At 67.4% G+C, this 24,674-nt stretch carries 24 protein-coding genes and 1 pseudogene; 11 read left to right on the top strand and 14 right to left on the bottom strand.

Features of this window, described 5'->3' with window-relative positions; genetic code table 11:
- From ACXJKJ_RS27295 to ACXJKJ_RS27285, 3 genes are all read left to right on the top strand, one after another.
- A partial coding sequence (locus tag ACXJKJ_RS27295) for a quinone-dependent dihydroorotate dehydrogenase (protein WP_457393996.1) occupies positions 1 to 969 on the top strand: 969 nt, incomplete at its 5' end.
- 8 nt (positions 970 to 977) lie between these two features.
- Positions 978 to 1,475 (top strand): outer membrane protein assembly factor BamE, encoded by a 498-nt coding sequence (locus ACXJKJ_RS27290; RefSeq protein WP_457393994.1) that lies wholly within the window; start codon positions 978 to 980, stop codon positions 1,473 to 1,475.
- Positions 1,476 to 1,540: 65 nt separating this feature from the next.
- Positions 1,541 to 3,562, top strand: coding sequence for an alpha/beta hydrolase family protein (locus ACXJKJ_RS27285; protein ID WP_056196144.1), 2,022 nt, complete (start codon positions 1,541 to 1,543; stop codon positions 3,560 to 3,562).
- Positions 3,563 to 3,673: 111 nt separating this feature from the next.
- On the opposite strand, the gene ACXJKJ_RS27280 is transcribed toward ACXJKJ_RS27285, so the two are convergent.
- The 7 genes from ACXJKJ_RS27280 to ACXJKJ_RS27250 all read right to left on the bottom strand — a co-directional run bounded on the left by ACXJKJ_RS27280 (position 3,674) and on the right by ACXJKJ_RS27250 (position 12,748).
- Complete coding sequence (locus tag ACXJKJ_RS27280) at positions 3,674 to 4,156, bottom strand: FxDxF family PEP-CTERM protein (RefSeq protein WP_056196142.1); 483 nt, start codon at positions 4,154 to 4,156, stop codon at positions 3,674 to 3,676.
- 203 nt (positions 4,157 to 4,359) lie between these two features.
- Entirely contained in the window at positions 4,360 to 6,687 is a 2,328-nt protein-coding gene (gene parC, locus ACXJKJ_RS27275) for a DNA topoisomerase IV subunit A (RefSeq protein ID WP_457393992.1), read from the bottom strand.
- The gene (locus ACXJKJ_RS27270) at positions 6,684 to 7,340 is read right to left on the bottom strand and encodes a lytic transglycosylase domain-containing protein (protein ID WP_457356592.1); all 657 of its coding nucleotides are present in this window, start codon (positions 7,338 to 7,340) and stop codon (positions 6,684 to 6,686) included. Before ACXJKJ_RS27270 ends, parC begins: the two co-directional genes overlap by 4 nt.
- Complete coding sequence (locus ACXJKJ_RS27265) at positions 7,337 to 7,861, bottom strand: GNAT family N-acetyltransferase (protein ID WP_457356593.1); 525 nt, start codon at positions 7,859 to 7,861, stop codon at positions 7,337 to 7,339. Before ACXJKJ_RS27265 ends, ACXJKJ_RS27270 begins: the two co-directional genes overlap by 4 nt.
- 76 nt (positions 7,862 to 7,937) lie before the next feature.
- The gene (locus ACXJKJ_RS27260) at positions 7,938 to 8,969 is read right to left on the bottom strand and encodes a histone deacetylase family protein (RefSeq protein ID WP_457393999.1); all 1,032 of its coding nucleotides are present in this window, start codon (positions 8,967 to 8,969) and stop codon (positions 7,938 to 7,940) included.
- A gap of 144 nt (positions 8,970 to 9,113) precedes the next feature.
- Complete coding sequence (locus ACXJKJ_RS27255) at positions 9,114 to 10,664, bottom strand: S8 family serine peptidase (protein WP_056196133.1); 1,551 nt, start codon at positions 10,662 to 10,664, stop codon at positions 9,114 to 9,116.
- An 89-nt stretch (positions 10,665 to 10,753) separates the two neighbouring features.
- Entirely contained in the window at positions 10,754 to 12,748 is a 1,995-nt protein-coding gene (locus ACXJKJ_RS27250; RefSeq protein WP_457393989.1) for a DNA topoisomerase IV subunit B, read from the bottom strand.
- Positions 12,749 to 12,814: 66 nt separating this feature from the next.
- On the opposite strand from ACXJKJ_RS27250, the gene ACXJKJ_RS27245 reads away from it, so the two are divergent.
- The 7 genes from ACXJKJ_RS27245 to ACXJKJ_RS27215 all read left to right on the top strand — a co-directional run bounded on the left by ACXJKJ_RS27245 (position 12,815) and on the right by ACXJKJ_RS27215 (position 19,140).
- Positions 12,815 to 14,182: an amidohydrolase family protein gene (locus ACXJKJ_RS27245; RefSeq protein ID WP_457393987.1), complete on the top strand. Its 1,368-nt coding sequence runs from the start codon at positions 12,815 to 12,817 to the stop codon at positions 14,180 to 14,182.
- A 13-nt stretch (positions 14,183 to 14,195) separates the two neighbouring features.
- Positions 14,196 to 15,410: an MFS transporter gene (locus ACXJKJ_RS27240; RefSeq protein ID WP_457393985.1), complete on the top strand. Its 1,215-nt coding sequence runs from the start codon at positions 14,196 to 14,198 to the stop codon at positions 15,408 to 15,410.
- The gene (locus ACXJKJ_RS27235) at positions 15,407 to 15,532 is read left to right on the top strand and encodes a hypothetical protein (RefSeq protein WP_268795250.1); all 126 of its coding nucleotides are present in this window, start codon (positions 15,407 to 15,409) and stop codon (positions 15,530 to 15,532) included. Before ACXJKJ_RS27240 ends, ACXJKJ_RS27235 begins: the two co-directional genes overlap by 4 nt.
- Positions 15,529 to 16,047, top strand: a complete 519-nt coding sequence (locus tag ACXJKJ_RS27230; protein ID WP_457393982.1) for a class I SAM-dependent methyltransferase — start codon at positions 15,529 to 15,531, stop codon at positions 16,045 to 16,047. The genes ACXJKJ_RS27235 and ACXJKJ_RS27230 overlap by 4 nt, the downstream gene beginning before the upstream one ends.
- 30 nt (positions 16,048 to 16,077) lie before the next feature.
- Entirely contained in the window at positions 16,078 to 16,959 is an 882-nt protein-coding gene (gene dapA / locus ACXJKJ_RS27225) for a 4-hydroxy-tetrahydrodipicolinate synthase (protein ID WP_457393979.1), read from the top strand.
- 65 nt (positions 16,960 to 17,024) lie between these two features.
- Positions 17,025 to 18,212 (top strand): outer membrane protein assembly factor BamC, encoded by a 1,188-nt coding sequence (gene bamC, locus ACXJKJ_RS27220; RefSeq protein WP_235531938.1) that lies wholly within the window; start codon positions 17,025 to 17,027, stop codon positions 18,210 to 18,212.
- A gap of 148 nt (positions 18,213 to 18,360) precedes the next feature.
- The gene (locus ACXJKJ_RS27215) at positions 18,361 to 19,140 is read left to right on the top strand and encodes an MBL fold metallo-hydrolase (protein ID WP_457393976.1); all 780 of its coding nucleotides are present in this window, start codon (positions 18,361 to 18,363) and stop codon (positions 19,138 to 19,140) included.
- Between the two features lie 128 nt (positions 19,141 to 19,268).
- On the opposite strand, the gene ACXJKJ_RS27210 is transcribed toward ACXJKJ_RS27215, so the two are convergent.
- The 3 genes from ACXJKJ_RS27210 to ACXJKJ_RS27200 form a co-directional block, all read right to left on the bottom strand.
- The gene (locus ACXJKJ_RS27210) at positions 19,269 to 19,472 is read right to left on the bottom strand and encodes a hypothetical protein (protein ID WP_082532587.1); all 204 of its coding nucleotides are present in this window, start codon (positions 19,470 to 19,472) and stop codon (positions 19,269 to 19,271) included.
- 164 nt (positions 19,473 to 19,636) lie between these two features.
- Complete coding sequence (locus tag ACXJKJ_RS27205) at positions 19,637 to 20,131, bottom strand: hypothetical protein (protein WP_457393973.1); 495 nt, start codon at positions 20,129 to 20,131, stop codon at positions 19,637 to 19,639.
- Complete coding sequence (locus ACXJKJ_RS27200) at positions 20,128 to 21,243, bottom strand: JmjC domain-containing protein (RefSeq protein ID WP_457393971.1); 1,116 nt, start codon at positions 21,241 to 21,243, stop codon at positions 20,128 to 20,130. Before ACXJKJ_RS27200 ends, ACXJKJ_RS27205 begins: the two co-directional genes overlap by 4 nt.
- Positions 21,244 to 21,282: 39 nt before the next feature.
- On the opposite strand from ACXJKJ_RS27200, the gene ACXJKJ_RS27195 reads away from it, so the two are divergent.
- The gene (locus ACXJKJ_RS27195; RefSeq protein WP_056196109.1) at positions 21,283 to 21,804 is read left to right on the top strand and encodes an FKBP-type peptidyl-prolyl cis-trans isomerase; all 522 of its coding nucleotides are present in this window, start codon (positions 21,283 to 21,285) and stop codon (positions 21,802 to 21,804) included.
- A gap of 172 nt (positions 21,805 to 21,976) precedes the next feature.
- Here ACXJKJ_RS27195 and dut read toward each other — a convergent pair whose 3' ends face one another.
- The 4 genes and pseudogenes from dut to ACXJKJ_RS27175 form a co-directional block, all read right to left on the bottom strand.
- A complete protein-coding gene (dut, locus tag ACXJKJ_RS27190) occupies positions 21,977 to 22,426 on the bottom strand; it encodes a dUTP diphosphatase (RefSeq protein WP_457393968.1) in 450 nt (149 codons plus the stop codon).
- Complete coding sequence (coaBC, locus tag ACXJKJ_RS27185) at positions 22,426 to 23,628, bottom strand: bifunctional phosphopantothenoylcysteine decarboxylase/phosphopantothenate--cysteine ligase CoaBC (RefSeq protein ID WP_457393966.1); 1,203 nt, start codon at positions 23,626 to 23,628, stop codon at positions 22,426 to 22,428. The genes dut and coaBC overlap by 1 nt, the downstream gene beginning before the upstream one ends.
- Positions 23,628 to 24,314 (bottom strand): tRNA (guanosine(46)-N7)-methyltransferase TrmB, encoded by a 687-nt coding sequence (gene trmB, locus ACXJKJ_RS27180; protein ID WP_457393964.1) that lies wholly within the window; start codon positions 24,312 to 24,314, stop codon positions 23,628 to 23,630. Before trmB ends, coaBC begins: the two co-directional genes overlap by 1 nt.
- Positions 24,314 to 24,674, bottom strand: a pseudogene (locus ACXJKJ_RS27175) (thymidine phosphorylase); the annotation flags it as partial. The gene trmB and the pseudogene ACXJKJ_RS27175, both read right to left, overlap by 1 nt.

Raw genomic sequence — 24,674 nt, 5'->3', positions numbered from 1 at the left:
ACGCTGAACAGCATCGCGAAGCTGCAGAACACGCCCGCGCAACTGCTCTGGTGCGGCGAACGCATCAGCGATCCGGTCACCATCGCCGGCCTGCGCTTCCCGAACCGCATCGGCCTGGCCGCCGGCCTGGACAAGAACGGCCGCTGCATCGACGGCCTGGGCGCGATGGGCTTCGGTTTCATCGAGGTCGGCACCGTGACGCCCAAAGGCCAGCCGGGCAACGACAAGCCGCGCATGTTCCGCCTGCCCGAAGCCAACGCGCTGATCAACCGCCTGGGCTTCAACAACGAGGGGCTCGCAAGCTTCATCGCCAACGTGAAGCGCGCCCACAGCTTCCGCAAGGCCGGCGGCATCCTCGGCCTGAACATCGGCAAGAACGCCGCCACACCCATCGAGAACGCGGCGGACGACTATCTGCTCGGCCTGGAGGGCGTGCATCCGCATGCCGACTACATCACCGTCAACATCTCCAGCCCCAACACCAAGAACCTGCGCGCGCTGCAGAGCGACGAAGCACTGGGTGCCTTGCTGGGCACGCTGCAGCAGCGCAAGCAACAGCTCGACAGCCAGAGCGGTCGGCGCGTGCCGATGTTCGTCAAGATCGCGCCCGATCTGGAGGAAGACCAGGTTGCCGTCATCGCCCAGACGCTGAAGGCCAACGGCATCGACGGCGTCATCGCCACGAACACGACGATCGCGCGCGACGCCGTCAAGGGCCTGCCCTATGCGAACGAGATGGGTGGCCTGTCGGGCGCCCCGGTCTTCGAGGCCAGCAACCGCGTCATTCGCCTGCTGCGCGCAGCCCTGCCGGCGGGCTATCCCATCATCGGTGTGGGCGGCGTCATGAGCGGTGCCGACGCGCGCGCCAAAATCACCGCCGGTGCCGACCTTGTGCAGGTCTACACCGGCCTCATCTACAAGGGCCCGGGCCTCGTCAGCGACTGCGCGAGGGCCCTGGCCCAGCGTTGAATATCGCCATGCGACTCGCCGCCCTCGCTCTCTGCGCCGCACTGCTCACCGGCTGCGCGACGCCGGATCGCGATGCGCGGCTGAAGCCCGGCGTCAGCGGCGAGATGGACGTCATCGCACTCTATGGCCAGCCGGTGCGCACCTGGCCCGAGGCTGACGGCGGCCGGACATTCGAATATTCGAGCCAGCCTATGGGCCGGCACAGCTACATGGTTCGCCTGGCCACCGATGGCCGGCTGGTCCGCATCGAGGACGGCCTCTCCCCTGCCGGCCGCGCCCGCATCGAGCCGGGCATGACGCCCGAACAGGTCAGCCGAATCCTCGGCCGCGAGCGCACGCGCGTGTTCTTCCGCCTCAGCGGCGAAGACGTCTGGGACTGGACCATCGAGCCCGACCAGGCGGGCTATGGCCTGCGCTTCAACGTCCACTTCAAGGACGGTGTGGTCGTTCGCACGACGCAGAGCATGGTGTTCCCGAGCCGGCTCTTCCCAGGCTTCGATGATTGACGCCCGCAAGGGCACATTACCGTTGCGGGTCGAGTAGGCTTCGGCCCCGTTTTCAGGGAGAAGTCATGAGAATCATCGCGCAGGCCAGCGTCACGCTGGCCCTGTTGTCGTCTGCACTCGCCGGCGCCCAGGCGCCCAAGCTACCCATCGAGGCCTTCTTCAGGCCGCCGGCTTTCGAGCGCGCCGTGCTGTCGCCTGACCAGAGCCGCGTCGCCGTCCTCGTCAACCGCCCTGGCGAGCGCACCAAGCTCGCGCTGGCTCGGGTAGACGACGACAGTCCCACCGACGTCGTCGCAGCCGTGGACCGGCTCGACGTCGCCAGCGTCCACTGGCTCAATCCCAACCGGCTGGTCTTTCAGGCCTGGCAGCGCCACGAACTGCGCGACACGCCAGTCTCCACGGGCCTCTGGGTGCTGGACGTGCGCAGCGGCGAGGTGACGCAGCTGATCTCCACGCGCTTCAACATCAACCCCGGCCAGGCCCAGACCGGCACGCGCATCAAGGAAGCCGTTGACAAACTGCTGCCCTGGAACTGGCGGTTGCTGCGCGCGCTGGACGACGACAGCGACGACGTCATGGTGCAGCGCTACACCTGGGACGAGAACGGCGAGTTCAGCCACGAGGTGCTGGGCCGGCTCAACACGCGCACGGGCAAGCTGACGCTGGTTACCGACAACGTGCCCAACCGCGTGGCCGAGTGGCTGGTGGACGGCAAGGGCCAGCCGCAGGCCTGCATCACGATGGAGGGCGCGGGCTTCGGCGTGCATCTCTTCGACGCCGAGACCCGGTCCTGGAAGCTCTGGCGTTCCGGCCGCCGCAACATCGACCCCATGCCGATGCCGCTGGCGCGCCTGCCGGGCGGTGACCTGCTCGTGGCCGGCCATGACGCGGCCGAGTCCAAGGGCGACATCCGCATCGTGCAGCGCCTCAGCGCGATGGGCGACAGCCGCCAGACCCTGCTCTCCATCCGTGGCTACGACTGGACCGGCCACCCGGTGCTGGACCGCGACAGCGGCCGGCTGATCGGCCTGCGCTACGAGGCCGATGCCGCTGACACCGCCTGGTTCGACAAGGACATGAAGGCCCTGCAGGCCGAGATCGACAAGCTGCTACCCGCCACCGTCAACGCCATCAGCTGCCGCGACTGCCTGAAGGACAAGCGCGTGCTGATCCACGCCGCATCCGACCGCCAGCCTGAAATCATTTACGCCTATGACCGCGACAGCCGCCAGCTGAAGATGCTGTTCCGGTCGCGTCCGTCCGTACGTGCCGCCGACATGGCGGAGCGCGAGGTTCTGCGCGTGAAGACCCGCGACGGCCTGGCCATGCCCGTGCAACTGACCAAGCCGCTCGGTGCGGCCGCCTCGCGTCCAGCGGTCGTGCTCGTGCACGGCGGCCCCTGGGTGCGGGGCAATCACTGGTACTGGAACGACATGGCGCAATTCCTCGCCAACCGCGGTTACCTCGTCATCGAGCCGGAATTCCGGGGCAGCGAGGGTTACGGAGAGCACCATGAAAACCTTGGCCGCAAGCAATGGGGCCAGGCCATGCAGGCCGACCTCGCCGACGCCGCCCAATGGGCCGTCGACAAAGGGCTCGCCGACCCCAAGCGCATCTGCGTCGCCGGTGCCAGCTACGGCGGCTACGCCACGCTCATGGGCTTGGTGCGCAACCCGGAGCTCTTCCGCTGCGGCTTCGAGTGGGCGGGGGTTACCGACCCGGCCTCGCTGTTCAGCCGCAGCCACACCGACATTCAGAGCATGTGGGCCGAACACGACCTCAAGCTGCTGGTCGGCGACCCGGTGAACGACGCGGAGATGCTGGCCACCAATGCGCCCGTCAAGCTCGCCGCCAAGATCAAGCAGCCGCTGCTGATGGCCTATGGCGCCGAGGACCGCCGCGTTGAGGTCCAGCAGGGCGTCGACATGAAAAAGGCCCTGGAAGCCGCAGGCCATCGAAGCCTGGAATGGGTGGTGTACCCCAACGAGGGCCATGGCTGGCGCTCGTTGGAGACGAGCGTGGACTTCTGGGGCCGCGTGGAGCGCTTCCTGGAGCGCCACATCGGCGCCGCAGCGGCCACCCCTTAGTCGATCGAGTTTGAGACGCCCATGAAAAAGCCCTGGATCAGGATGACCAGGGCTGTACGGGTCGTGAGCTGCCTGCGCGCCGTTGGGAGCGCGCAGGCAGTTCAACCGCGATCAGGAATCGCGGCGGCGACGCGAGGCGAGGAAGCCGATGACGCCCAGGCCTGCACCCAGAAGGGCGTAGGTTTCGGGTTCCGGCACCGCAGCCGCGACAGAGCTGATGGCGTATGTGGACGAGCCGGTAGCGCCACCCAGGACGGAGTAGTAGTAGCTGCCCGAACCCAGCGCCACGGTGTTTGCGGTGTTAAATCCCCAAGCGCCCACAAAGGAATCGTCACCGCCACCAACCATGTGGTCAGCTCCTGAGGAGTACAGCGTGTAAGCCGAACCCAAGAAACTGCCGGGATTGGCGATCACGCTGCTGGTCAGCGTGCTGCTGGTACCAAGCGAGAACGAAAAGGTGTCGAACACGGCGCCAGAGACGGTGTTGCCACCGACTTCAAACGCATCATGCGCCCCCCAGTTGAAGGAAGCAGCTTGGCTGCTGAGCGCGGTTAGAGCCACCACGGATGCGGCGGCGAGGTTTTTCAATTTCATTGCGTAGCTCCTGACTTTGGACGGTCAAGCACAACCGCCGGAAACCATTGTGCAGTGCAGCGAAGACTGTTGAATCGCCTGCATACCCCTTGCACTAGGGACATCACGGGCCGGGTTTGTAGCAACTTGTAAACGCCGCCCTAAGCTTTGTCAGATGTGCACCAAGTCACGGCCGGCTGTCACCTTTTCTGAGCGCATGCACCTTATTCGGCCGTCAGGCGCGCGACCTTCTGCAGGCCGTCCACCGCTTTGCCCTTGCGGGCGCGTTTGCCAGCGTGGGCAGCCAAGGACTGGTTCTTCAGCAATTCCTCGCGCGGCTTGCCGCCGCGGCCGCTGCCGAGCACGCGCAACTGGGTCGTGAAGCAGGCGATGGACGCCACGCTGTCCTTGGCCTCCAGGTCCATCAGCATCAGACCCTTGCCGCCCTTGGGCTGGTGCTTGAGTTCATCCAGCGGGAAGCTCAAAAGACGCCCCTGGGCGCTCAGCACGCCAAGCTGGAGAGCGACTGCGTCGTTAGGCACTGCGGCCAGGAGCGGCAGCTCGCCGTCGTCAAGCGCAAGGAAGGTCTTGCCGGCCTTCTGGCGCCCGACCAGGTCGCCGATCTGGGCGATCAGGCCATAGCCGGTCGAACCGGCAAACACCAGGCGCTGGTTCGGTGCACCGGCAACGTAATGGGCGATCTGGCTGCCCGTCTCCAGCTCGATCATGGTCGTGATGGGCTGGCCGTCGCCACGGCCACCGGGCAAGGTCGAGATGGGGACGGAATAGACCCTGCCGTTGCTGCCGACCACGATGAGGGGATCGACGCTGCGGCAGCGGAAAGCCCCCCACAGCGTGTCGCCGGCCTTGAAGGTCTGGGCGGCGATGTCGACCTCGTGGCCCTTGAGCGCCCTCACCCAGCCCTTCTGGCTGACGATGACGGTGACCGGCTCGTCGACGATCTTCACTTCGGCAACGACGCGCTTGTCGGCCTGGATCAGCGTGCGGCGGTCGTCGCCGAACTGCTTGGCGTCAGCCTCGATCTCCTTGATGACGGTGCGGCGCAGCGCCGAGGTGGAGCCGAGGATGTCTTCCAGCTTCGTGCGCTCATCGCGCAGCTTGGACAGCTCCTGCTCGATCTTGATGGCCTCCAGCCGTGCCAATTGACGCAGGCGGATTTCAAGGATGTCTTCCGCCTGACGGTCGCTGAGCTTGAAATGCTCGATCAGCGCGGCCTTGGGCTCGTCGGACTCGCGAATGATGCGAATGACCTCGTCGATGTTCAGCAGCACCAGCTGCCGGCCTTCGAGCACATGGATGCGGTCGTTGACGTGGGCCAGGCGATGCTCGGTGCGGCGGCGCACCGTCGTCTGGCGGAAGCCCACCCACTCGGCCAACACCTGGCGCAGGCTCTTCTGTGTCGGCCGCCCGTCGGCGCCGATCATCGTCATGTTGACGGGCGCGCTGCTCTCCAGGCTGGTGTGGGCCAGCAGCGTGTTGATCAGGTCCTGCTGCTCGACGGTGCGGCTCTTGGGCTCGAAGACGATGCGCACGGCCGCGTCCTTGCTGGACTCGTCGCGCACGCCGTCCAGCACCGCCAGCAGACTGGCCTTGAGCTGCAACTGGTCGGCCGACAGTGTCTTCTTGCCAGCCTTGACCTTGGGGTTGGACAGCTCCTCGATCTCTTCCAGCACCTTCTGCGCGCTGGTGCCGTGCGGCAACTCGGTGACGACGAGCTGCCACTGGCCGCGCGCCAGATCCTCGATCTTCCAGCGGGCACGCACCTTCAGGCTGCCCCTGCCCGAGGTGTAGGCCGCGCGGATGTCCTCAGGCGCGCTGATCAGCTGGCCGCCGCCAGGGAAGTCCGGGCCGGGGATCAGATCGAACAGCGCTTCGTCGGAGAGCTTGTCGTCCTTCAGCAGCGCCACGGCCGCAGCGGCCACCTCACGCAGGTTGTGGCTGGGAATCTCGGTGGCCAGGCCCACGGCGATACCGCTGGCACCGTTCAGCAGCACGAAGGGCAGGCGCGCCGGCAGCTCGACCGGTTCCTGCGTGGTGCCGTCGTAGTTGGCGCGGAAGTCCACCGTGCCTTCGTCGATCTCGTCCAGCACCAGGCGGGCGATGGGCGCCAGGCGCGCTTCCGTGTAGCGCATCGCCGCAGCGCCGTCGCCGTCGCGGCTGCCGAAGTTGCCGTGGCCGTCGATCAGCGGGTAGCGCAGCGAAAAGTCCTGCGCCATGCGCACCAGCGCGTCATAGACCGACTGGTCGCCATGCGGGTGGAAGTTACCGAGCACGTCGCCGACGACCTTGGCGCCCTTGACGGGCTTGGCACCGGAGTTGCCGCTCCAGCCCAGGCCCAGGCGCTGCATCGCGTAGAGGATGCGGCGTTGCACGGGCTTTTGCCCGTCGGCATAGGACGGCAGCGCGCGTCCCTTGACGACGCTGAGCGCGTATTCGAGATAGGCCTGCTGGGCGTAAGCGCCCAGCGTCAGCGTGTTGTCGCCACCGTCGTCGGTGGGCGGGTTGAAGTCGATGGGGGTCTGGGAACTCATGGATGCAAGGTCAAACGCTGCGCGCGGGCCGGTTGGCTCTGCTGCAGCAGGGCCCAGTACAACTCGAGGACGAGATGCACGTGGGCCTGGGTTTCATCGATGTCGGGCACGCGGTTGCCGGCCCGGCGCACGGCGCCTTCGCCGGCATTCCAGGCCGCCAAGGCTGCGTCGATGCGGCCAAAGCGGCGCATCAGATCGGCCAGCATGCGGGCGCCGGTGTGAATGTTGATACGGGGCTCGATCAAGCGCGCCGCCTCGGCAGGCGAGGCGTAGCGGCTGGCCGTTTCGGGCGTGATCTGCATCAGGCCCGTTGCGCCGCGCGGGGACACGGCGTTGCGCTGGTAGCCGGACTCGACCGCAATGATGGCCTTCAGCAGGTCGGCGTCCACGCCGTGCTGGGCGGCGGCCTCGCGCACCCAAGGCTGGACGGCCTTCACTTCGGGAGCGATGTCCAGCCAGTTCAGCAGCGCCAGGCCCGCGTCCGTCTTGCCCGGCACGCGCTTCATGCCGACGCTGCCGAGCACGGGGGCATAGCGCGCGTCGAGTTGGCGYGGCGCGAAGTGGGCCATGCCGGCTGAGTCGACATAGCCCCACAGCTCGGCATGCACCGGCAGTGCCAGGCCGGCCAGCAGCAGGAACAGCCATGGCTTCATGCGGCCTCCAGCCCGAGGGCCACGCGCGCCTGGAATTCGCGGTCCAGCAGCGACATGACGATCAGCGAGTCATAGCCGTCGGCACCATCGGTCGTCACGCGCACGCTCTCACGCAGCCGGCCTTCCTCGACAAAGCCTTCGCTGCGATACAGCTCGAGGGCGCGCGTGTTCAGCGCCGTCACGTCCAGCCAGAAGCGATGGGATTTCAGCTGCGTGAAAGCCATGGCCTTGAGCTGGCGTACGGCCGAGCGCCCCAGGCCGCGGCCCTTGGCCTGCAGCACCAGGCGCTTCAGCTCGACCGAGCCGTTCGGGTTGCGGCAGCCCTGCAGGATGACAAAGCCGATGCGTTCCAGTTCGTCACCTTCTTCAAGGATGAAGTGGCGTGAGTCGGGAAAGCGGATGGCGCCTTCGTGCTGCGGGCGCTCCCAGGGCGTGATGAAGGGCAGGTTGGTACCGTCGCGCTCGACCGAGACGACCCAGTCGAGGTCGGACAGCATGGTTGGGCGCAGGCGCAGGCTCATGGGACCTCCCGCCGGGCCGCCCCAAGGGAGGTCCAGCCCCCTCGGGGGGCAGTGAGCGGAGCGAACGTGGGGGTCGTCATTCAGTCTCGAACCCAGCCAGCACGGCGACGACGTTGCGGCCGATGGCCTCGGTCGCGTAGCCGCCTTCCTGGATGAACAACGTCGGCGCGCCGAACGCAGCCAGGCGCTGGCCCATGCGGCGGAACTCGGGCTCGTCCAGCTTGAAGTGCGAGATCGGGTCCCCGCCATAGGTGTCCACGCCGAGGGAGACGATGAGCAGATCGGGCTTGAAGGCTGTCAGCCGCGCGAGCGCCGCGTCCAGTGCAGCGAACCAGTCGTCGTTGTCCACGCCCACCGGCAGCGGGAAGTTGGCATTGAAGCCGACGCCCTCGCCTGCGCCGGTCTCGTCGGCATGACCGAGGAAGAACGGGTACTCGGTGCGCGGGTCACCGTGGAGGCTGGCGAAGAACACGTCGGCGCGGTCGTAGAAGATGGCCTGGGTGCCGTTGCCGTGGTGGTAATCCACGTCCAGGATGGCCACACGAGCCAGGCCCGCGTCGCGTGCAGCCTGCGCGGCAACGGCGGCGTTGTTGATGAAGCAGTAGCCGCCGAAGAAGTCGGCGCCGGCGTGATGGCCAGGAGGGCGCGTCAGCACATAGGCCGAGCGCTCACCGGCCAACACCAAATCGAGTGCGGTCAGCGACGCCTGCGCGCCGGCATGGGCCGCAGCCCAGCTGCCGGCCGTCAGCGGCGTGCCACTGTCCATCGAATACAGGCCCATGCGGGCCGCGAAACTTATCGGCTCGAGGTCACTGCGCAACGAACGCACCGGCCACACGGCCGGGAAGGCATCGCCCTCGCCACCGGTGGAGAGCCACTCGGCGTGCGCGCCCTCGATGAAATCCAGGTAGCGCGCTGAATGCACACGCTCCAGCGGCGCGCGGCCGTGGTCGACCGGCGCGAGCACCTCACCCAGGCCCGCAGCCCTCACCGCCTGCAGGATGTAGTCGGCGCGCGCCGGGACCTCGAAGGCCGGCACCAGCCGGCCGCGGAAGAACTCGTGCGTGGCCGCGTGCAGCGCGTGCCCGGCGTTGAAGACCGTCTGCATCAGGCCCCCGATCCGCTCGGCTGAGCGCGGCTCCACCCGGCGGGCAGCGTCGCGGGGCATTGGCAAATGGCGGGGGCGGGGGCGGTCATCACGGCGCGGGATTGTGCCGCGCTTTGACTCTGTCCCCGGCGCCGGGGCGCCTGCTCAGTTGCCGCAGCCCAGCGCGGCGATGCGGTCGTGCGCTGCCTTGGCCTGCACGAGGCCGTTACCGTAGTAGTCGTCACGGCCGGGGGCGCCAAGGTCCAGCGCGCTCTTGTTCAGCGACGCACGCAATTGCGTGGCCGTGCAACCGGCATGCAGGCTCCACACCAGGGCCGCAACGGCGGATGCATGGGGCGTCGCCATCGACGTGCCGCTGTAGCTGGCGTACAGGTCGGGCAGGCCGAAGACGGCGACGCTGGCCGACTGGCCGAGCTGGCCCAGCAGGGTCGCGCCGTCTGCCTGGGTGGCCCCGACGGACGGGATGGTCGTCACGGTCTCACCCAATGTGCCGAGCAGGTCGCCCGTCGTGTTGTTGTAGATGACCGCACCGACGCCGCCGCTGCTCTGGCAGTTCAGCACCTTGTCGGCGAAGGCGATGGTGCCGCGCTGGATCAGGCAGACCTTGCCGTTCATGCTGCCCGGCGTGGCGGCGCTGCCAAGGCCGAAGTCGGCCAGTGAACCGCTGGCGCTGCTGCGGGGTGAACCGTCCATGGACTGCACGGTGAAGCTGCCGCCAGCGACGGTCAACGAGGCGCCTGTCTGGCTGTAGGCCGGCACGGTCGACAGCACGGCCACACCGGGGGCGGCGAGCTCGACGTCAGCGTTGAACTGCGAGAAGCTGGCAACGAGCTTGTTGGCGTCGACAGCTGCAATCGACACGACCTCGGCGAAGGCGGCTGGGTAGGACAGCGTGTTGTCACCTTCGTTGCCGGCTGCCGCGACCAGCAGGATGCCCTGGCTGGCCAGCTTGGCCACGGTGCGCGCCTCGGTGCGGCTGCCGGTGGCGCCACCCAGCGACATGCTGATGACGTTGGCGCCGGCGCGCCCGCAACCCAACATGGCACGCGAGATCACCGCGTCGCTGGCGCTGCCGCTGGCGTCGAAGACCTTGGCGATATGCAGGTTCAGGCGGCCCGACGGCGCCACGCCGACGACCCCGACCGCGTTGTTCAGCGCCGCGATCGTGCCGGCCACATGGGTGCCGTGAGAGTTTTCGTCCGTGTTCCAGGCGCCGGACTTGGTGAAGTTCTGGCCCGTCATCGGGATGCCGGCCAAATCCTCGTGGGTGCCATTGATGCCCGAGTCGACGATGCACACACGCCGGTTGCCGGCCTGGGCGTCGGAAAGCTGATCGGCCTGCACCATCGCAATGCCGTAGGGCGCGACCTGGGCCTGCGAGCCGGCGACGCGGATGCTGCGATTGCCGAGGATGTGACGCTCGACCGGTTCATCGACGAAATCGACCTGGGCGTGGCGGGCCAGTGCCTTGGCGGCGCCGCGCGGCATGCTGACGACGAGGGCGTCGATCTCGGACAAGTCCTCGACGACGCGACCGCCACCGCGACCGACCTCGGCGCGCACAGCGCCACCGCCGTTGACCTTATGGCCAACGATGAGCTCGACTTCGTCCTTGGGCGCGGCGAGGGCCGCCGACATGGCGGCGGCACCGAGGCAGAGAACGACGGCGCGGATCGCAAACTTGTGCTGACGCATGGCAGCTCCTTTGAATAGGGTGGGCGCCATTCTTCGCCGCCCATCACCCGCGTCAACAGAGAGTCACCCCGCCCCCTAGCTTGGGGGGCTCAAACGTCAATCTCGACCGTGTCGCCGTGCAGCTCCATCAGCTCGCGGCGCGAGGCGGCCTCGCCCTTGCCCATCAGCTTGTTGAAGGCGTCCACCGTCGCGCCGAAGTCGAGCTGCCCGTATTCCACGCGCGACAGGCGCCGTGTCTCGGGGTTCAACGTCGTGTCCCACAGCTGCTCGGCGTTCATCTCGCCCAGGCCCTTGAAGCGGCTGATGCTCCACGAGCCTTCCCGCGCGCCCTCCTTGCGCAGTTTGTCCAGCGTCGCGGTCAGCTCACCGTCGTCCAGCGCATAGAGCTTGGCAGCGGGTTTCTTGCCCCGCGCCGGCGCATCGACGCGGTACAGCGGCGGACGGGCAACGAACACGTGCCCGGTCTCGACCAGCTTGGGGAAATGGCGGAAGAACAGCGTCAGCAGCAGCACCTGGATGTGGGAGCCGTCGACGTCGGCGTCCGACAGGATGCAGACCTTGCCGTAGCGCAGGCCGGAGAGGTCCGGCGTGTCGTTGGGGCCGTGCGGGTCCACGCCCAGCGCGACCGAGATGTCGTGGATCTCGTTGTTCTTGAACAGCAGGTCGCGCTCGACCTCCCAGGAGTTCAGCACCTTGCCGCGCAGCGGCAGGATGGCCTGCGTCTCCTTGTCGCGGCCCATCTTGGCGCTGCCGCCGGCAGAGTCGCCCTCGACGAGGAAGACCTCGTTGTGCAGCAGGTCGCGGCTTTCGCAGTCGGTCAGCTTGCCGGGCAGCACGGCCACGCCGGAGCCTTTTCGTTTTTCAACTTTCTGACTGGCGCGTTGCCGAGTTTGTGCCTGCTTGATGACCAGGTCGGCCAGCTTCTTGCCATGGTCCACATGGTGGTTCAGCCACAGCTCCAGGGCCGGCTTCACGTACGCCGACACCAGGCGCAGCGCGTCGCGCGAGTTCAGGCGCTCCTTGGTCTGGCCCTGGAACTGCGGGTCCAGCACCTTGGCGGACAGCACGAAGCTGGCGCGCGAGAACACGTCGTCAGGCATCAGCTTGACGCCCTTGGGCAGCAGCGAGTGCATCTCGATGAAGCCCTTGACCGCGCCGAACAGGCCGTCCTTCAGGCCCGACTCGTGCGTACCGCCGGCGACCGTCGGGATCAGGTTCACATAGCTCTCGCGCAGTGGTGCGCCGTCCTCGGTAAAGGCCACGCACCAGGCGGCGCCCTCGCCTTCGGCAAAGTTCTCGCTCTCGCCGGCGGTGGCAAAGCCCTCGCCCTCGAACAGCGGGATCAACGGGTCGCTGTTGAGCGACTGCGCGAGATAGTCGCGCAGGCCGGCCTTGTAGAGCCAGGTGGTCGTCTCGCCGGTCTTCTCGATCTTCAGTGTGACGGTCACGCCGGGCATCAGCACGGCCTTGGAGCGCAGCAAGTGCACCAATTCGTGCTTGGGCAGCTCGGCGCTCTCGAAGTACTTGGCCTCGGGCCAGACGCGCACCGTCGTGCCCTGCTTGCGGTCACCGCTGGCAGCGGGGCGGGTGACGACCTGCTGCTTCACGTCGCCGTGCTCGAAGGCGATGCCAGCCACCTGCTTGTCGCGCCACACGGCCACTTCCAACCGCTTGGCCAATGCATTGGTCACCGACACGCCCACGCCGTGCAGGCCGCCGGAGAAGCTGTAGGCGCCGCCCGAGCCCTTGTCGAACTTGCCGCCGGCATGCAGCCGCGTGAAGACGATCTCGACGACGGGCACGCCTTCTTCCGGGTGCAGGCCGAAGGGAATGCCCCGGCCGTCGTCGGCGACTGACACCGAGCCATCGGCATGCAAGGTCACGTCGATGCGCTTGCCAAAACCGCCCAGCGCCTCGTCGGCGGCGTTGTCGATGACTTCCTGGATGCAGTGCAGCGGGTTTTCGGTGCGGGTGTACATGCCCGGCCGCTGCTTGACGGGTTCCAGGCCCTTGAGAACGCGGATGGAAGCTTCGCCATAAGCGGCAGGTGCAGCGGCGGGAGAGGAAGACGGACGGCTCGACATAGGGGCGGGATTCTATGGACGCGCTCGGGCTAGGATTCGCGGCCCCCGAAGAGCGAGTGTTCGAGCTTGAGATTCCTGACTGCCTTTTTGCTGCTGGCCTGTGGACTCGCACAGGCGCAAGGCCCCTCCCAACCGCCCTACCAAGCCAGCGCCCCGCTGTCTTGGGAACTGAAGAACGCGCGCTGGTTCGACGGTCAGAAGATCCAGCGCGGCAGCCTTTACGTCGAAAACGGCGTCTTCGTCGCCAGGAAACCGGCCAAGGTCAACCGCAAGATGGACATCCACGGCCAGCAAGTCCTGATCAACCCGCTGGCCGAGGCGCACAACCACAATCTGCAGACTGCTTGGGGCTGGGGCCAGTACGCGCAGACGTATCTGGACGAAGGCGTGTTCTACGCCGCCATGCTGTGTGGCGACCCGGCCGGCGTCGCCGAGGTCAAGCCGCTGACCGCCACGCCCGCGGCACCGGACGTCAGCTTCGTGACCGCCTGCATCACATCCAGCGACGGCTACCCATTGGCGGCCGTGCTGCCCGAACCCAGCGCCGAGGCGGCCGCAGCGCAGAAGCAGATCGTCCTCGTCGACAGCCCCGAGCAGGCGCTGGCCCAATGGCCCGCAATCAAGGCCCGCGGCGGCAACTGGCTGCGCATCGTGCTGGCGCACAGCGAGCGCCCCGAGCTGCGCGGCCGACCGGAGATGTTTGGCCGCCTGGGCCTGACGCCCGAGACCGCCAACGCGCTGACCCGGCTGGCGCGCGCGGACGGCCGCCGCGTCGTCGCCCATGTGGAAACTGCAGCCGACTTTGATGCCGCACTGGCCGCTGGTGTCGACGCCATCGCCCACCTGCCCGGTTATGCCAACACATTGGACGAGGCGCCCGAGCGTTTCGCCATCAGCGAGGCCGCCGCCGCCCAGGCCGCGCGTCAGCACACCGCCGTCATCACGACGACGGCCGCCACCGCTCTCTTCAAGCTCGACGCCGCAACCCTGGCCGCGCTGAGGGACGTGCAGCGCGCCAACCTCGCAAGACTGCAGGCGGCCGGCGTGCAGTTGCTCATCGGCTCCGACGTCTTCGTCGGCACCGGCCGGGCCGAGCTGCACGCGCTGGACGACCTCGGCCTGGACCGTGCGACGCTGTTGCGGCTGGCCACGCGCGACACGCCGCTGGCGCTTTTCCCGGGCCGCAAGCTCGGCTGCTTCGACCCCGGCTGCGAGGCCAGCTTCCTGGTGCTGGGCGCCGACCCGCTGACCGACCTGGCCACGATCGACATGCCGCTGTTGCGCGTCAAGCAAGGCAGGCTGCTAACCCGACTGGCCGACGTGGCGGCGGCCAGCTCCCAAGCCAGCACCTCGACCGCCGACCCGCCGAAGAAGGCTGCCGCGAAGAAAAAAGGCGGCAAAGCCAAGACGCCCAGCAAGGCCAAACAGCGCTGATTACAGTCGCCGCATGAACACCCCCCGCCCCGCTTCCACCGGTTTGTCCGTCCAACAGGTGCTGCTGTGCGGTGCCATGATCGTCACGCTGTCGATGGGCATCCGCCACGGCTTCGGCTTCTGGCTGCAGCCCATCATCACGGAGCGGGGCTGGACGCGCGAGACCTTCTCCTTCGCGATGGCGGTGCAGAACCTGTCCTGGGGCATCGCCGGGCCGATCGCCGGCATGCTGGCCGACCGCTTCGGCGCCTGGAAGGTACTGATCGCCGGTGGCCTGACGTATGCCTGCGGCCTGCTGCTGATGGCCGTCACCAGCCACCCACTGAGCTTCACCCTCGGTGCCGGCGTGCTGATCGGCATCGCGCAATCGGGCTCCACCTACGCCGTCATTTACGGCGTGCTGGGCCGCACGGTGTCGCCGGAGAAGCGCTCCTGGGCCTTCGGCGTCGCGGCCGCGGCAGGCTCCTTCGGCCAGTTCGTCATGATCCCCATCGAGACCTGGCTGATCAGCCATCTCGGCTGGCAGGGCGCCTTGTGGCTGCTGGCCGGCGCGGCCTTGTTGATCGTGCCGCTCGCGCTTGGCGTGCGCGAGCGCAATGTGGCGGCCTTCAGCGGCGCCCACCAGAGCATTGGCCAGGCGCTGCGCGAAGCCTTCGGCTACCGCAGCTTCCAGCTGCTGATGCTGGGCTACTTCGTCTGCGGCTTCCAGGTCGTCTTCATCGGCGTGCATCTGCCGAGTTACCTGAAGGACCACGGCCTGGGCATCGGCGTGTCCACCGGCGCACTGATGCTGATCGGCCTGTTCAATATCTTCGGCACGTATGCGGCCGGCATGCTGGGCCAGCGCTTTCCCAAACGTTATCTGCTGTCAGCCATTTACGGACTGCGCGCCGTGGCCATCGTGACCTTCATCTCGGTGCCACTGACGCCGCTGAGCGTCTACATCTTCGCCGCGGTCATCGGCTTCCTGTGGCTGTCGACCGTGCCACCGACGAACGCCGTCGTCGCGCAGATCTTCGGCGCCCAGCACCTGTCCATGCTGGGCGGCTTCGTGTTCTTCAGCCACCAGATTGGCAGCTTCCTGGGCGTCTGGCTGGGCGGCAAGCTCTACGACGCGACCGGCAGCTACGACGTCGTCTGGTATCTCGCCATCGGGCTCGGTGTCATGGCCATGCTGGCCAACTTGCCAGTGCGTGAGACGCCCATCCTGAGGGCTCAGCCGGCATGAAGCCCGGCCGCTGGCTCTGGCCGACGCTGGCCGTCGCCGTGCTGGCGCTCACCGTCCTGGCCTACCGCCACCCGGCCGTCATGGTCCAGCTCAGCGAGCAGATCTGGGCCTGCTTCGGATGAGTGGCCGGCCCTCTGCCTGGTTGCAGCGCCTGGCGCCGACGCCGCCCGGTGCGGCCCTGGACGTGGCCTGCGGGTCTGGACGCAACCTGCATTGGCTGGTGGACGCCGGCTGGCAGGTCACGGGCATCGACCGTGACGCGGCCGCCACTGCGCCATTGCAAGACCTGGCCGAGATCATCAACGCCGACATCGAGAACGGCCCTTGGCCGCTGCCGGATCGCGAATTCGACCTGGTCGTCGTCTGCAACTACCTCTGGCGGCCGCTGTTCGATGACATCCGCGCTGCGGTCAGGCCTGGCGGCTGGCTGATCTGGGAAACCTTCGCCGACGGCCAGCAGACCCTCGGCAGGCCGTCCCGGCCCGACTTCCTGCTGCAGCGGGGCGAGTTGCTGCGCGTCTGCGAGGGGTGGCGCATCGTGGCTTACGAAGACCTGTTCGAGGACGGAGCCGGAATCGAAACATCGCCGCGCTTTGTCCAACGCGTTGCGGCCATGCGGCCGTCGCCGGCAGCCTAAAATCGCCAGATTCCTTAAGAAATTCCCACCATGAAGCCCATCCTCGGCAGCATCGTCGCCCTCGTCACCCCGATGAACGAGGACGGCAGCATCGACTACCCCGCCCTGCGCCGCCTGATCGACTGGCATGTCGAGTCCGGCACCGCCTGCGTCGGCGTCGTCGGCACGACCGGTGAGTCGCCCACGGTCAGCATGGAAGAGAACCGCGAAATCATTCGCGTCGCGGTCGAGCATGCCAAGGGCCGCATCCCCATCCTGGCTGGCACCGGCGCCAATTCCACCGCCGAAGCCATCGAGCTGAGCCGCTATGCCAAGGAGGTCGGCGCGGACTGCACGCTGTCGGTCGTGCCCTACTACAACAAGCCCTCGCAGGAAGGCATCTACCAGCACTTCAAGGCCATCGCCGAGGCCGTGGACATCCCCATGATGCTCTACAACGTGCCTGGCCGGACTGTTGCCGATATGGCCCCTGAGACGACGCTGCGTTGCGCCGGCCTGCCCGGCGTCTTCGGCGTCAAGGAAGCCTCCGGCAATATTGAGCGCGCGGCCTATCTGATCAAGCACGCCCCGGCGGGCTTCCACGTCTACTCGGGCGACGACGGCACGGCGGTCGCGCTGATGCTGCTCGGCGGCCACGGCAACGTCAGCGTGACGGCCAATGTCGCGCCGGAGTTGATGGCTGAACTTTGCCGCCTGGCCATCGACGGCAACGCCGTCGAGGCGCGCAAGGTCCATTTCAAGCTGCTCGGTCTGCACAAGCAGCTGTTCTGCGAGCCCAGCCCCGGCCCGGCGAAGTGGGCGCTGTCGCGCCTGGGCCGCTGCGGCGGTGCGCTGCGCCTGCCAATCACGCCGCTGACGGCTGCCGGCCAGGCCAGCGTCGGCGAGGCAATGGTTGAAGCCGGACTGCTCTGAGCCTCTGGTCTAATGCGCGGCTGCCCGTTTCAAGCGGGCAACCAGTTCCCTCGGAGATCTCCAGCGTGACGTCCCTTTCCCCGATTTGCTCGCTTCGCCCGTCGGCGACCCGTCTGGCCTGCACGGCCTTTGTCCTGTCCCTCGCCGGCTGCAGCACCATCGACAGCATGTTCTCGACGGACAAGGTCGACTACCGCGCCGCTTCGCGCCAGACCCAGGGTCTGGACGTCCCGCCCGACCTGACCCAGTTGGCCAAGGACAACCGCGCTCAAGTGCAGGGCGGCTCCATCACCGCCTCGGCGTTGTCGGCGGTCAAGCCCGCGAATTCGACCAACGCCCAGTCGCTGGTCTCCGGCAGCGTCGCCGCCAATGCGGTTGGCGATGTTCGCCTCGAGCGCAGCGGCGCCGAGCGCTGGCTGCACACCTCGGCTTCGCCCGAGCAGCTCTGGCCGCAGATCCGCACCTTCTGGCAGGAACGCGGCCTTGAAGTCGTCAAGGAGCAGCCCGAGGTCGGTGTCATGGAGACCAACTGGGGCGAGAACCGCGCCAAGCTGCCGCAGGACTTCATCCGCTCCACCATCGGCAAGGTCTTCGACGGCCTGTACTCCACCGGCGAGCGCGACATGTACCGCACCCGTGTCGAACGAGGCACAAGCGGCACCGACATCTTCATCAGCCACCGCGGCATGCAGGAGATCTACACCTCCCAAGGCCGTGATTCGACCGCCTGGCAGAACCGCCCGGCCGACCCGTATCTCGAAGCCGAGATGCTGTCGCGCCTGATGCTCAAGCTCGGCGGCAAGGAAGACGCTGCCAAGGCCATCGTCGCCGAAGCGGGCTCGCCCGCCGCAGCCACGACGCCGAGCACGATCAAGGTCGGCGGCGACGCCCCACGCGCCCGCCGCCCGCTGTCCGAAGTGCCTGACAGCCTTGCCGTCAATGATGGGTTCGACCGCGCCTGGCGCCGTGTCGGCCTGTCGCTGGACCGTCATGGCTTCACCATCGAGGACCGTGACCGCGCTGCTGGCCTCTTCTATCTGCGCTACGCCGACCCCGAGCAGGCTGGCAAGGACGAACCCAACTTCTTCCAGCGCCTGTTCGGCGCCAAGGCTGCCGCGCCGATGCGCTATCGCGTTTCGGTCAAGGCAGACGGTGTCAAGAGCACGGTGCGTGTGCTGGACGACCGCGGTCAGGCCATTTCCGACGACAACGCCAAGCGCATTCTGTCGTTGCTGATGGACGACCTGAAATAAGACCACCCCTACCGGCTTCGCCGGCCCCTCCAAGGGGCGCTCCAAGCAGCCCGGCAAAGCCGGATCTGCTGGAGCCACTCGGTGAAGATCAGGTTGCCTCGATGAACCGCCCGTTTCCCGCTGCAATGCTCACAGGAGCGTTCGCGTGATGCGCTTTTGCAGCCTCGGCAGCGGCAGCGGAGGCAACTCAACCCTGATTGAGGCCAGCCAGGGCATCACGAGCACGCGGTTGCTCGTCGATGCCGGCTTCAGCGTCCGCGAACTCGTCAAACGCCTCGCCCGCGCCGGCAGCGCGCCCGAGGATGTCGACGCCGTCTTCATCACTCACGAGCACGGCGACCACATCGGTTGCGCACTCGCCTTCGCGATGCGCTACCGCATCCCGCTGGTCATGAGCCGTGGCACCTGGCGGGCGGTTGGCAGCGCCGACTTCGATCCCGCTTTGCTGCGCATCGCCAAGGACGGCGAAGCCATGGCGTTGGGCGACATGGATTTGCGACCCTTCTCGGTGCCGCACGACGCCAATGAGCCGCTGCAACTGGTGCTAGGCGACGGCGCGCTGCGCCTGGGGCTTGTCACCGACCTGGGCTGCGCACCAGCAAGCGTGGCCGAAGCGCTGGCTGGCTGCCAGGCGCTGCTGCTGGAATGCAACCACGACGAGGGCATGCTGCGCACCGGGCCGTATCACCCGGCGTTGAAAAAGCGCATTCTGGGCAGCCACGGCCATCTGTCGAATGCCGCGGCGGCCGATCTGCTGGCTCGCTGCCTGCATACCGGTTTGAAGACTGTGGCCGCAGCCCATCTCAGCGAACACAACAACACGCCCGAACTGGCGCGCGCCGCGTTGGCCGAAATTCTCGGCGAGGTGGAATCAGATATTCGCATTGCCCATCCAACCCTGGGTTTGGACTGGGTGGTGCTGAACTGAGCCGGGCGGCGCGACCGCATCAGGCAAAGTTTTGTAATCGCGCTCGCAACACCTGTCAAAGCGTCGCGAAAAAGAAAAGAGCCGCCGCTGCTTGCGCAGCGACGGCTCTTTCCGTGGGGACGAAGCGATTACTTCGAAGCAGCGGACGCAGCAGCGTCGACAACAGCGCTGGCAGCAGCCGAGGCAGCTTCGGCAACAGCCGAGGCAGCTTCAGAAGCGGCGGGAGCCGGGGTCACGACCGCGGGGGCCTCAACCTTGGGTTCTTCCTTCTTGCTGCAAGCGGTCAGAGCAGCAGCAGCCAGCAGGGAAGCCAACAGGATCGACTTATTCATACTTGTCCTCAAACGTTTAAACGACGGTGCACACCATAATTTTGGGGTCGTGCGCCAGTGCTTTTTGCACACTAACGGCCGACCCCGACAGAACAAGACGCGGAAAACCTCGAGCGCTTCCCTCGCCTAGCCCGTGATTATAGGGGTTTGCACGTCACAAACACTCAGAGCCCCAAAGTCGTGGGCGCAAATGAGTCGCTGGAGCGTTGTGCGAGGGCATCAAACCATTCAAGGCCGCGCAGGCGCTCGGCCGGATCCAGGCTCAATTCGCCGCGCCATAGATGATGGTCGAAAAGCCGCAGGCTCAAGGTCGACTCGGCCCCGACAGCCAGCAGCAAGCTCGCCGGCGCCGCTTCGAGTCTGAGTTCCGGCTCGACGGCCCGGGCCGTCACGCAATGCGCGAAGTCACGGCGCCAGCGGACGAAGCGAGGGTGTCGGCGCACAACGTCGTCGTACTGCAGGGCCAGCAGGTGCAACTGGCGGCCGGTGCGGGCCCAGATGGTCAGGGCGGCCAGGGCCGCCGCTTCGGACAGCGGCCAGTCGACGAAGTCTGCGTCCCAGGCGTGCAGCTCACGACAAGCCTGTGCGCCCGCCCAGGCCAGGGTTTCGGTGAGCAGGCGCTGGAAATCGGCCCGGCCGGCAAAAGTTTGTGCGTTCATGGCGTCTGTGGCTGAACCCAGCCATCCTCGGTCCATTGGTCCAGCAGCTCGCGCGCGTCGGGAGACAGGCGCGCGACCTCGGCGGCCCCCAGCACCCGGTTGTCGGCCAGGCTGCGCATCAGCGCTGCGTCGCGGCCGCCAGCCCGAAAGCTCTCGCCGTTCAGGAAGACATGGGCAGCGTCGTAGAGCATGCGGCTGCGGCGGTCGAGCACCGCATCGCGGCCCGGCKCCAGGGGTTCGCCGGGCTCGAACCAGACGGTGGCCTTGGGCTCGGTCAGCGCCTCGCCCAGAGCCCGCTCCAGCGCCTGCGGCCGCTGCACGGAGGCTTCGACGGCGCGGCGGGCGAAATCCAGCAAAGCAGGCGGCACCCGGGCAGGCTCGGCGGTGGCCTCCTGGCGTGGGTCGGCGTAGAGCTTGCTGGCGCTGTCGACGTCGTCCAGCAGTCGCGGCAGCAGCTCAGCCGCCAGACCCTCAACGCTCGACGCTCGAAAGCCAACCGAGCCGGTGATGCAGCCGGAGCCGACCGCGACGCCGTCATGCGCCCAGCCTGGCGGCAGGTAGAGCATGTCGCCCGGCTGCAGCACGAATTCCTCTTCGGCCTTGAAATTGGCAATGATCTTCAGAGGCACGTCGTCACGCAGCACGGCATCGCGCTGGGCGGCGATGCGCCAGCGGCGCTGTCCGGCGAGTTGGATCAGGAAGACGTCGTAGGAATCAAAATGCGGACCGACGCCTCCGCCGTCGCTGGCCACGGACAGCATCAGGTCGTCCAGCCGCGCTTCGGGCACAAAGCGAAAAAGGTCGAGCAGCGCGCGCCCTTCCGCCAAATGCTGATCCAGGCCTTGCACCAGCAGGGTCCAACCGGGTTTGCTCATCGCCGGCAGGCGCGCGATGGGGCCTTGCTTGAGCTTCCACTCGCCATCAAAGGCAGTGACGAGGCGGGACTCGACATCGTCGCGCGCCGCCAGCGCGGCCAGCTCCTTCAGCGAAGCCGGCGACGGCGCGGGATTGAAGGCCTGGCGCACGAGCAGCGGCTTCTTCTGCCAGTGCTTGTGCATGAACTGCTCCGGGCTCAGGCCGGCGAGCATCGCTGTGGGTAAGGCAATCTGCATGCCTTATTGTGCCGAGGGTGGTGTGGGAAAATCTCTCCCATGCAAGCGACCCGCCCCTGTGTTGTCTCCCTGCGCTGGAGACTCGAAGATGCCCAAGGCCAGCTCATCGACGAGCTGGCCGAGCCCATGGAATTCCTGCTGGGGGGTGACGACCTGTTTGCCAAGGTCGAGGAAGCGCTTGAGGGCCAGGAGGTCGGCTTCGAGACCAGCCTCGCACTGCAACCCGAGGAGGCCTTCGGCGACTACGACTCCGGCCTCGTCTGCTTCGAAGCCCGCGGGCTGTTCCCGGACGGCGTCGAGCCCGGGCTGCAGATCGAGGGCCTGCCCGAAGGCGCCGCTACCGAAGGCATGCCCGAGGACGTGGTCTACACCGTCACCGAGGTCTACCCTCAGCATGTCGTGCTCGACGGCAATCACCCGCTGGCCGGCATCGGCCTGCGCATGCACCTGACGCTGCTGGACGTGCGCGCGGCCACCGAGCAGGAGGTCGAGGCCGGTTCAGTTGGCGAGCCTATCTTCATGGTGCAGACCGGCGCGCCGCCGGACGAGCAACTGCATTGAGGCCCCTCGACCAGCCTCGCGCCGCTGAACGCGGGCGAGTCTGGTCGGTCCCCCGCGGGGACGGCGATGCTTGCGGCATCGAGCCGCACGCACATCGCCTTGCGGGCCGGCTAGGGAGCGGCCCGGCGCTCGGCCCGAAATACGGTTCAGTGCGCGCGTCTTGGCGCCCTGCTTATGCCTTGCCGGTGGAGCCGAAGCCGCCTGCTCCGCGTTCGGACGAGTCGAAGCTGTCGACGCGACGGAAGGTCGCCTGCACAACCGGCACGATGACCAGCTGCGCGATGCGCTCGAAGGACTTGATGACGAACTCCGTCTGGCCGCGATTCCAGCAGCTGACCATGAGCTGGCCCTGGTAGTCGCTGTCGATCAGACCGACCAGGTTGCCCAGCACGATGCCGTGTTTGTGGCCCAGACCCGAGCGCGGCAGGATGATGGCCGCCAGGCCCGGGTCGGCGATATGGATGGCCAGGCCCGTAGGGATCAGCGTCGTCTGGCCGGGAGCGAGCGTGATGGGCTCACTCAGGCAGGCGCGCAGGTCGAGGCCGGCACTGCCGGGTGTGGCGTAGGCAGGGATCTGCTCGGCCATGCGGGCGTCGAGCACTTGCAAATCAATCGGGGTCATCAGAGTCTTTTGGAGAGTTCGGTCATCAGCTCGCGCGCCAGGCTGAGCTTGTCGGCCCGGGGCAATTCGCGCTGGCCCTGCTCGTCGATGAGCAGCAGCGCGTTGTCGTCGCGGCCGAAGGTGGCCGGGCCGAGGTTGGCTACGATCAGCGGGATGCCTTTGCGGCGGCGCTTGGCGTCGGCGTGTTCTGCGAGCTTCTCGCTTTCGGCAGCAAAGCCGACGCAGTAAGGGGGCATGTGCAGCTTGGCAACCGCGGCGAGGATGTCCGGGTTCTCGGCCATCGCGATGGTCGGCGCGGTCGCACCGCCCTCGGCTTTCTTCAGCTTGTGTTCGTGCGCCTGGGCGGGGCGCCAGTCAGCCACCGCTGCCGTCGCGATGAATGCATGCTGGTGGGTGGCTAGCGGCAGCACGGCGTCGAACATCTGCTGCGCACTCTGTACGTCGATGCGCTGCACGCCGCGCGGTGTCGCCAGGTGCACTGGGCCCGCCACCAGCGTGACCTCGGCGCCGGCCTCGGCCGCAGCGCGGGCGATGGCGAAACCCATCTTGCCGCTGCTGTGGTTGGTGATGCCGCGCACCGGGTCGATGGGCTCGAAGGTCGGGCCGGCCGTGATCAGCAGCTTCTTGCCCAGCAGCGTCTTGGGCGCGAGGAAGGCCTCGACGTCGTCGAAGATCTCCTGCGCCTCCAGCATGCGGCCGTCGCCGATCTCGCCGCAGGCCTGGTCGCCGTTGGCGGGGCCGATGACGGTCGCGCCGTCGGCCTTGAGCTGCGCGACATTGCGCTGCGTGGCGGGATGAGCCCACATCTCTCGGTTCATCGCCGGCACGACCAGCAGCGGGCACTCAGCGATGCGGCGGGCCAGCGCCGTCAGGCTGACGAGATCGTCCGCCCTGCCCTGCGCCAGCGCGGCGATGGCATCGGCACTCGCAGGCGCCACCAGCATCACATCGGCCTCGCGGCTGAGGTTGATGTGGGCCATGTTGTTGTCGGGACGCGCATCCCACTGGCTGGTGTAGACCGGCCGGCCGGACAGGGCCTGCATGGTCACCCCGGTGATGAACTGCTTGGCGGCCTCGGTCATCATGACCTGCACCGTCGCGCCGCCCTTCACGAACAGGCGCGTCAGCTCCGCGATCTTGTAGCCGGCGATGCCGCCGGTCATGGCGAGCAGGACGTGCTTGCCTTGCAGTGGTGATGTCATCAACGCTTCCTGAACACCAGATCCCAGACCCCGTGGCCCAGCTTCAGGCCGCGCGCCTCGAACTTGGTGAGGGGTCGGTAGGCGGGCTTGTCAGCATAGCCGGCCGCTGTGTTCAGGAGATGGGGCTCGGCCGTCAGCACTGCAAGCATCTGCTCGGCATAGGGCTGCCAGTCGGTCGCGCAATGCAGATAGCCGCCGGGCGCGATGTGCTGCACGAGCTTGGCGATGAACTCAGGCTGGATCAGGCGGCGCTTGTTGTGRCGCTTCTTGTGCCAMGGRTCGGGGAAGAAGATGTGCACGCCGGCCAGCAAGTCGGGGCCGATCATGTCGCGCAGCACCTCCACGGCATCGTGCTGGACGATGCGGATGTTGGTCAGCTGCTTCTCGTCGATGAGCTTGAGCAGCGCGCCGACGCCCGGCTCATGCACCTCGCAGCCGATGAAGTCATGGTCGGGCAGCGTCGCGGCGATGTCGGCGGTGGCGCCGCCCATGCCGAAGCCGATCTCCAGCACCAGAGGTGCCTTACGGCCGAAGGTGGCTTCAGCGTCCAGGCGCTCGGGCTTGTAGGGCAGGACGAACTTCGGGCCCAGTTCGGCCAGGGCCTTGATCTGACCCGTGCCCATGCGGCCGGCGCGCGTGACGAAACTCTTGATCGCGCGGCGAGGCGGATCCTCTTTCTCTTCCATCAGCCGACCTCAGCCATGACCATGGGCGTGGCGGCGATGTCGGCGTCGCCCAGCGTGCATGCGGCCAGATAGGACGCGATGGCACGCTCAGCCGCCGCGTCGTCCGCGGCGTGGATAAGCGCCAGCGGCTCGCCCGCGGCGACGCGCGTGCCCAGCGGCCTCACTTCCGAGAAGCCGACACGCATGTCGATGGCGTCACCGGCCTTGCGGCGACCRCCGCCGAGCTCGACGATGGCCACGCCGAGGTCGCGGGTCGACATCGTCGTGATGACGCCGGCGCGCAGTGCGCGGACAGGCTTCACGACGGGCGCGGCGGTCAGATAAGCCTCGGGCCGCTCCATCAGGTCCGCTGGGCCGCCC

It is taken from the genome of Roseateles sp. P5_E1 (assembly GCF_054049335.1).
The sequence above is the reverse complement of the archived record's forward strand: the minus strand, read 5'-3'. Positions and strand labels throughout refer to the sequence as shown.

Excerpts from the sequence above, each read along its gene's own strand:
- ACXJKJ_RS27290 (WP_457393994.1), top strand. The coding sequence starts at position 978 with ATGCGACTCGCCGCCCTCGCTCTCTGCGCCGCACTGCTCACCGGCTGC.
- ACXJKJ_RS27285 (WP_056196144.1), top strand. The coding sequence starts at position 1,541 with ATGAGAATCATCGCGCAGGCCAGCGTCACGCTGGCCCTGTTGTCGTCT.
- ACXJKJ_RS27280 (WP_056196142.1), bottom strand. The coding sequence starts at position 4,156 with ATGAAATTGAAAAACCTCGCCGCCGCATCCGTGGTGGCTCTAACCGCG.
- parC (WP_457393992.1), bottom strand. The coding sequence starts at position 6,687 with ATGAGTTCCCAGACCCCCATCGACTTCAACCCGCCCACCGACGACGGT.
- ACXJKJ_RS27265 (WP_457356593.1), bottom strand. The coding sequence starts at position 7,861 with ATGAGCCTGCGCCTGCGCCCAACCATGCTGTCCGACCTCGACTGGGTC.
- ACXJKJ_RS27260 (WP_457393999.1), bottom strand. The coding sequence starts at position 8,969 with ATGCAGACGGTCTTCAACGCCGGGCACGCGCTGCACGCGGCCACGCAC.
- ACXJKJ_RS27255 (WP_056196133.1), bottom strand. The coding sequence starts at position 10,664 with ATGCGTCAGCACAAGTTTGCGATCCGCGCCGTCGTTCTCTGCCTCGGT.
- ACXJKJ_RS27250 (WP_457393989.1), bottom strand. The coding sequence starts at position 12,748 with ATGTCGAGCCGTCCGTCTTCCTCTCCCGCCGCTGCACCTGCCGCTTAT.
- ACXJKJ_RS27240 (WP_457393985.1), top strand. The coding sequence starts at position 14,196 with ATGAACACCCCCCGCCCCGCTTCCACCGGTTTGTCCGTCCAACAGGTG.
- ACXJKJ_RS27235 (WP_268795250.1), top strand. The coding sequence starts at position 15,407 with ATGAAGCCCGGCCGCTGGCTCTGGCCGACGCTGGCCGTCGCCGTGCTG.
- ACXJKJ_RS27230 (WP_457393982.1), top strand. The coding sequence starts at position 15,529 with ATGAGTGGCCGGCCCTCTGCCTGGTTGCAGCGCCTGGCGCCGACGCCG.
- dapA (WP_457393979.1), top strand. The coding sequence starts at position 16,078 with ATGAAGCCCATCCTCGGCAGCATCGTCGCCCTCGTCACCCCGATGAAC.
- ACXJKJ_RS27215 (WP_457393976.1), top strand. The coding sequence starts at position 18,361 with ATGCGCTTTTGCAGCCTCGGCAGCGGCAGCGGAGGCAACTCAACCCTG.
- ACXJKJ_RS27210 (WP_082532587.1), bottom strand. The coding sequence starts at position 19,472 with ATGAATAAGTCGATCCTGTTGGCTTCCCTGCTGGCTGCTGCTGCTCTG.
- ACXJKJ_RS27205 (WP_457393973.1), bottom strand. The coding sequence starts at position 20,131 with ATGAACGCACAAACTTTTGCCGGCCGGGCCGATTTCCAGCGCCTGCTC.
- ACXJKJ_RS27195 (WP_056196109.1), top strand. The coding sequence starts at position 21,283 with ATGCAAGCGACCCGCCCCTGTGTTGTCTCCCTGCGCTGGAGACTCGAA.
- dut (WP_457393968.1), bottom strand. The coding sequence starts at position 22,426 with ATGACCCCGATTGATTTGCAAGTGCTCGACGCCCGCATGGCCGAGCAG.
- coaBC (WP_457393966.1), bottom strand. The coding sequence starts at position 23,628 with ATGACATCACCACTGCAAGGCAAGCACGTCCTGCTCGCCATGACCGGC.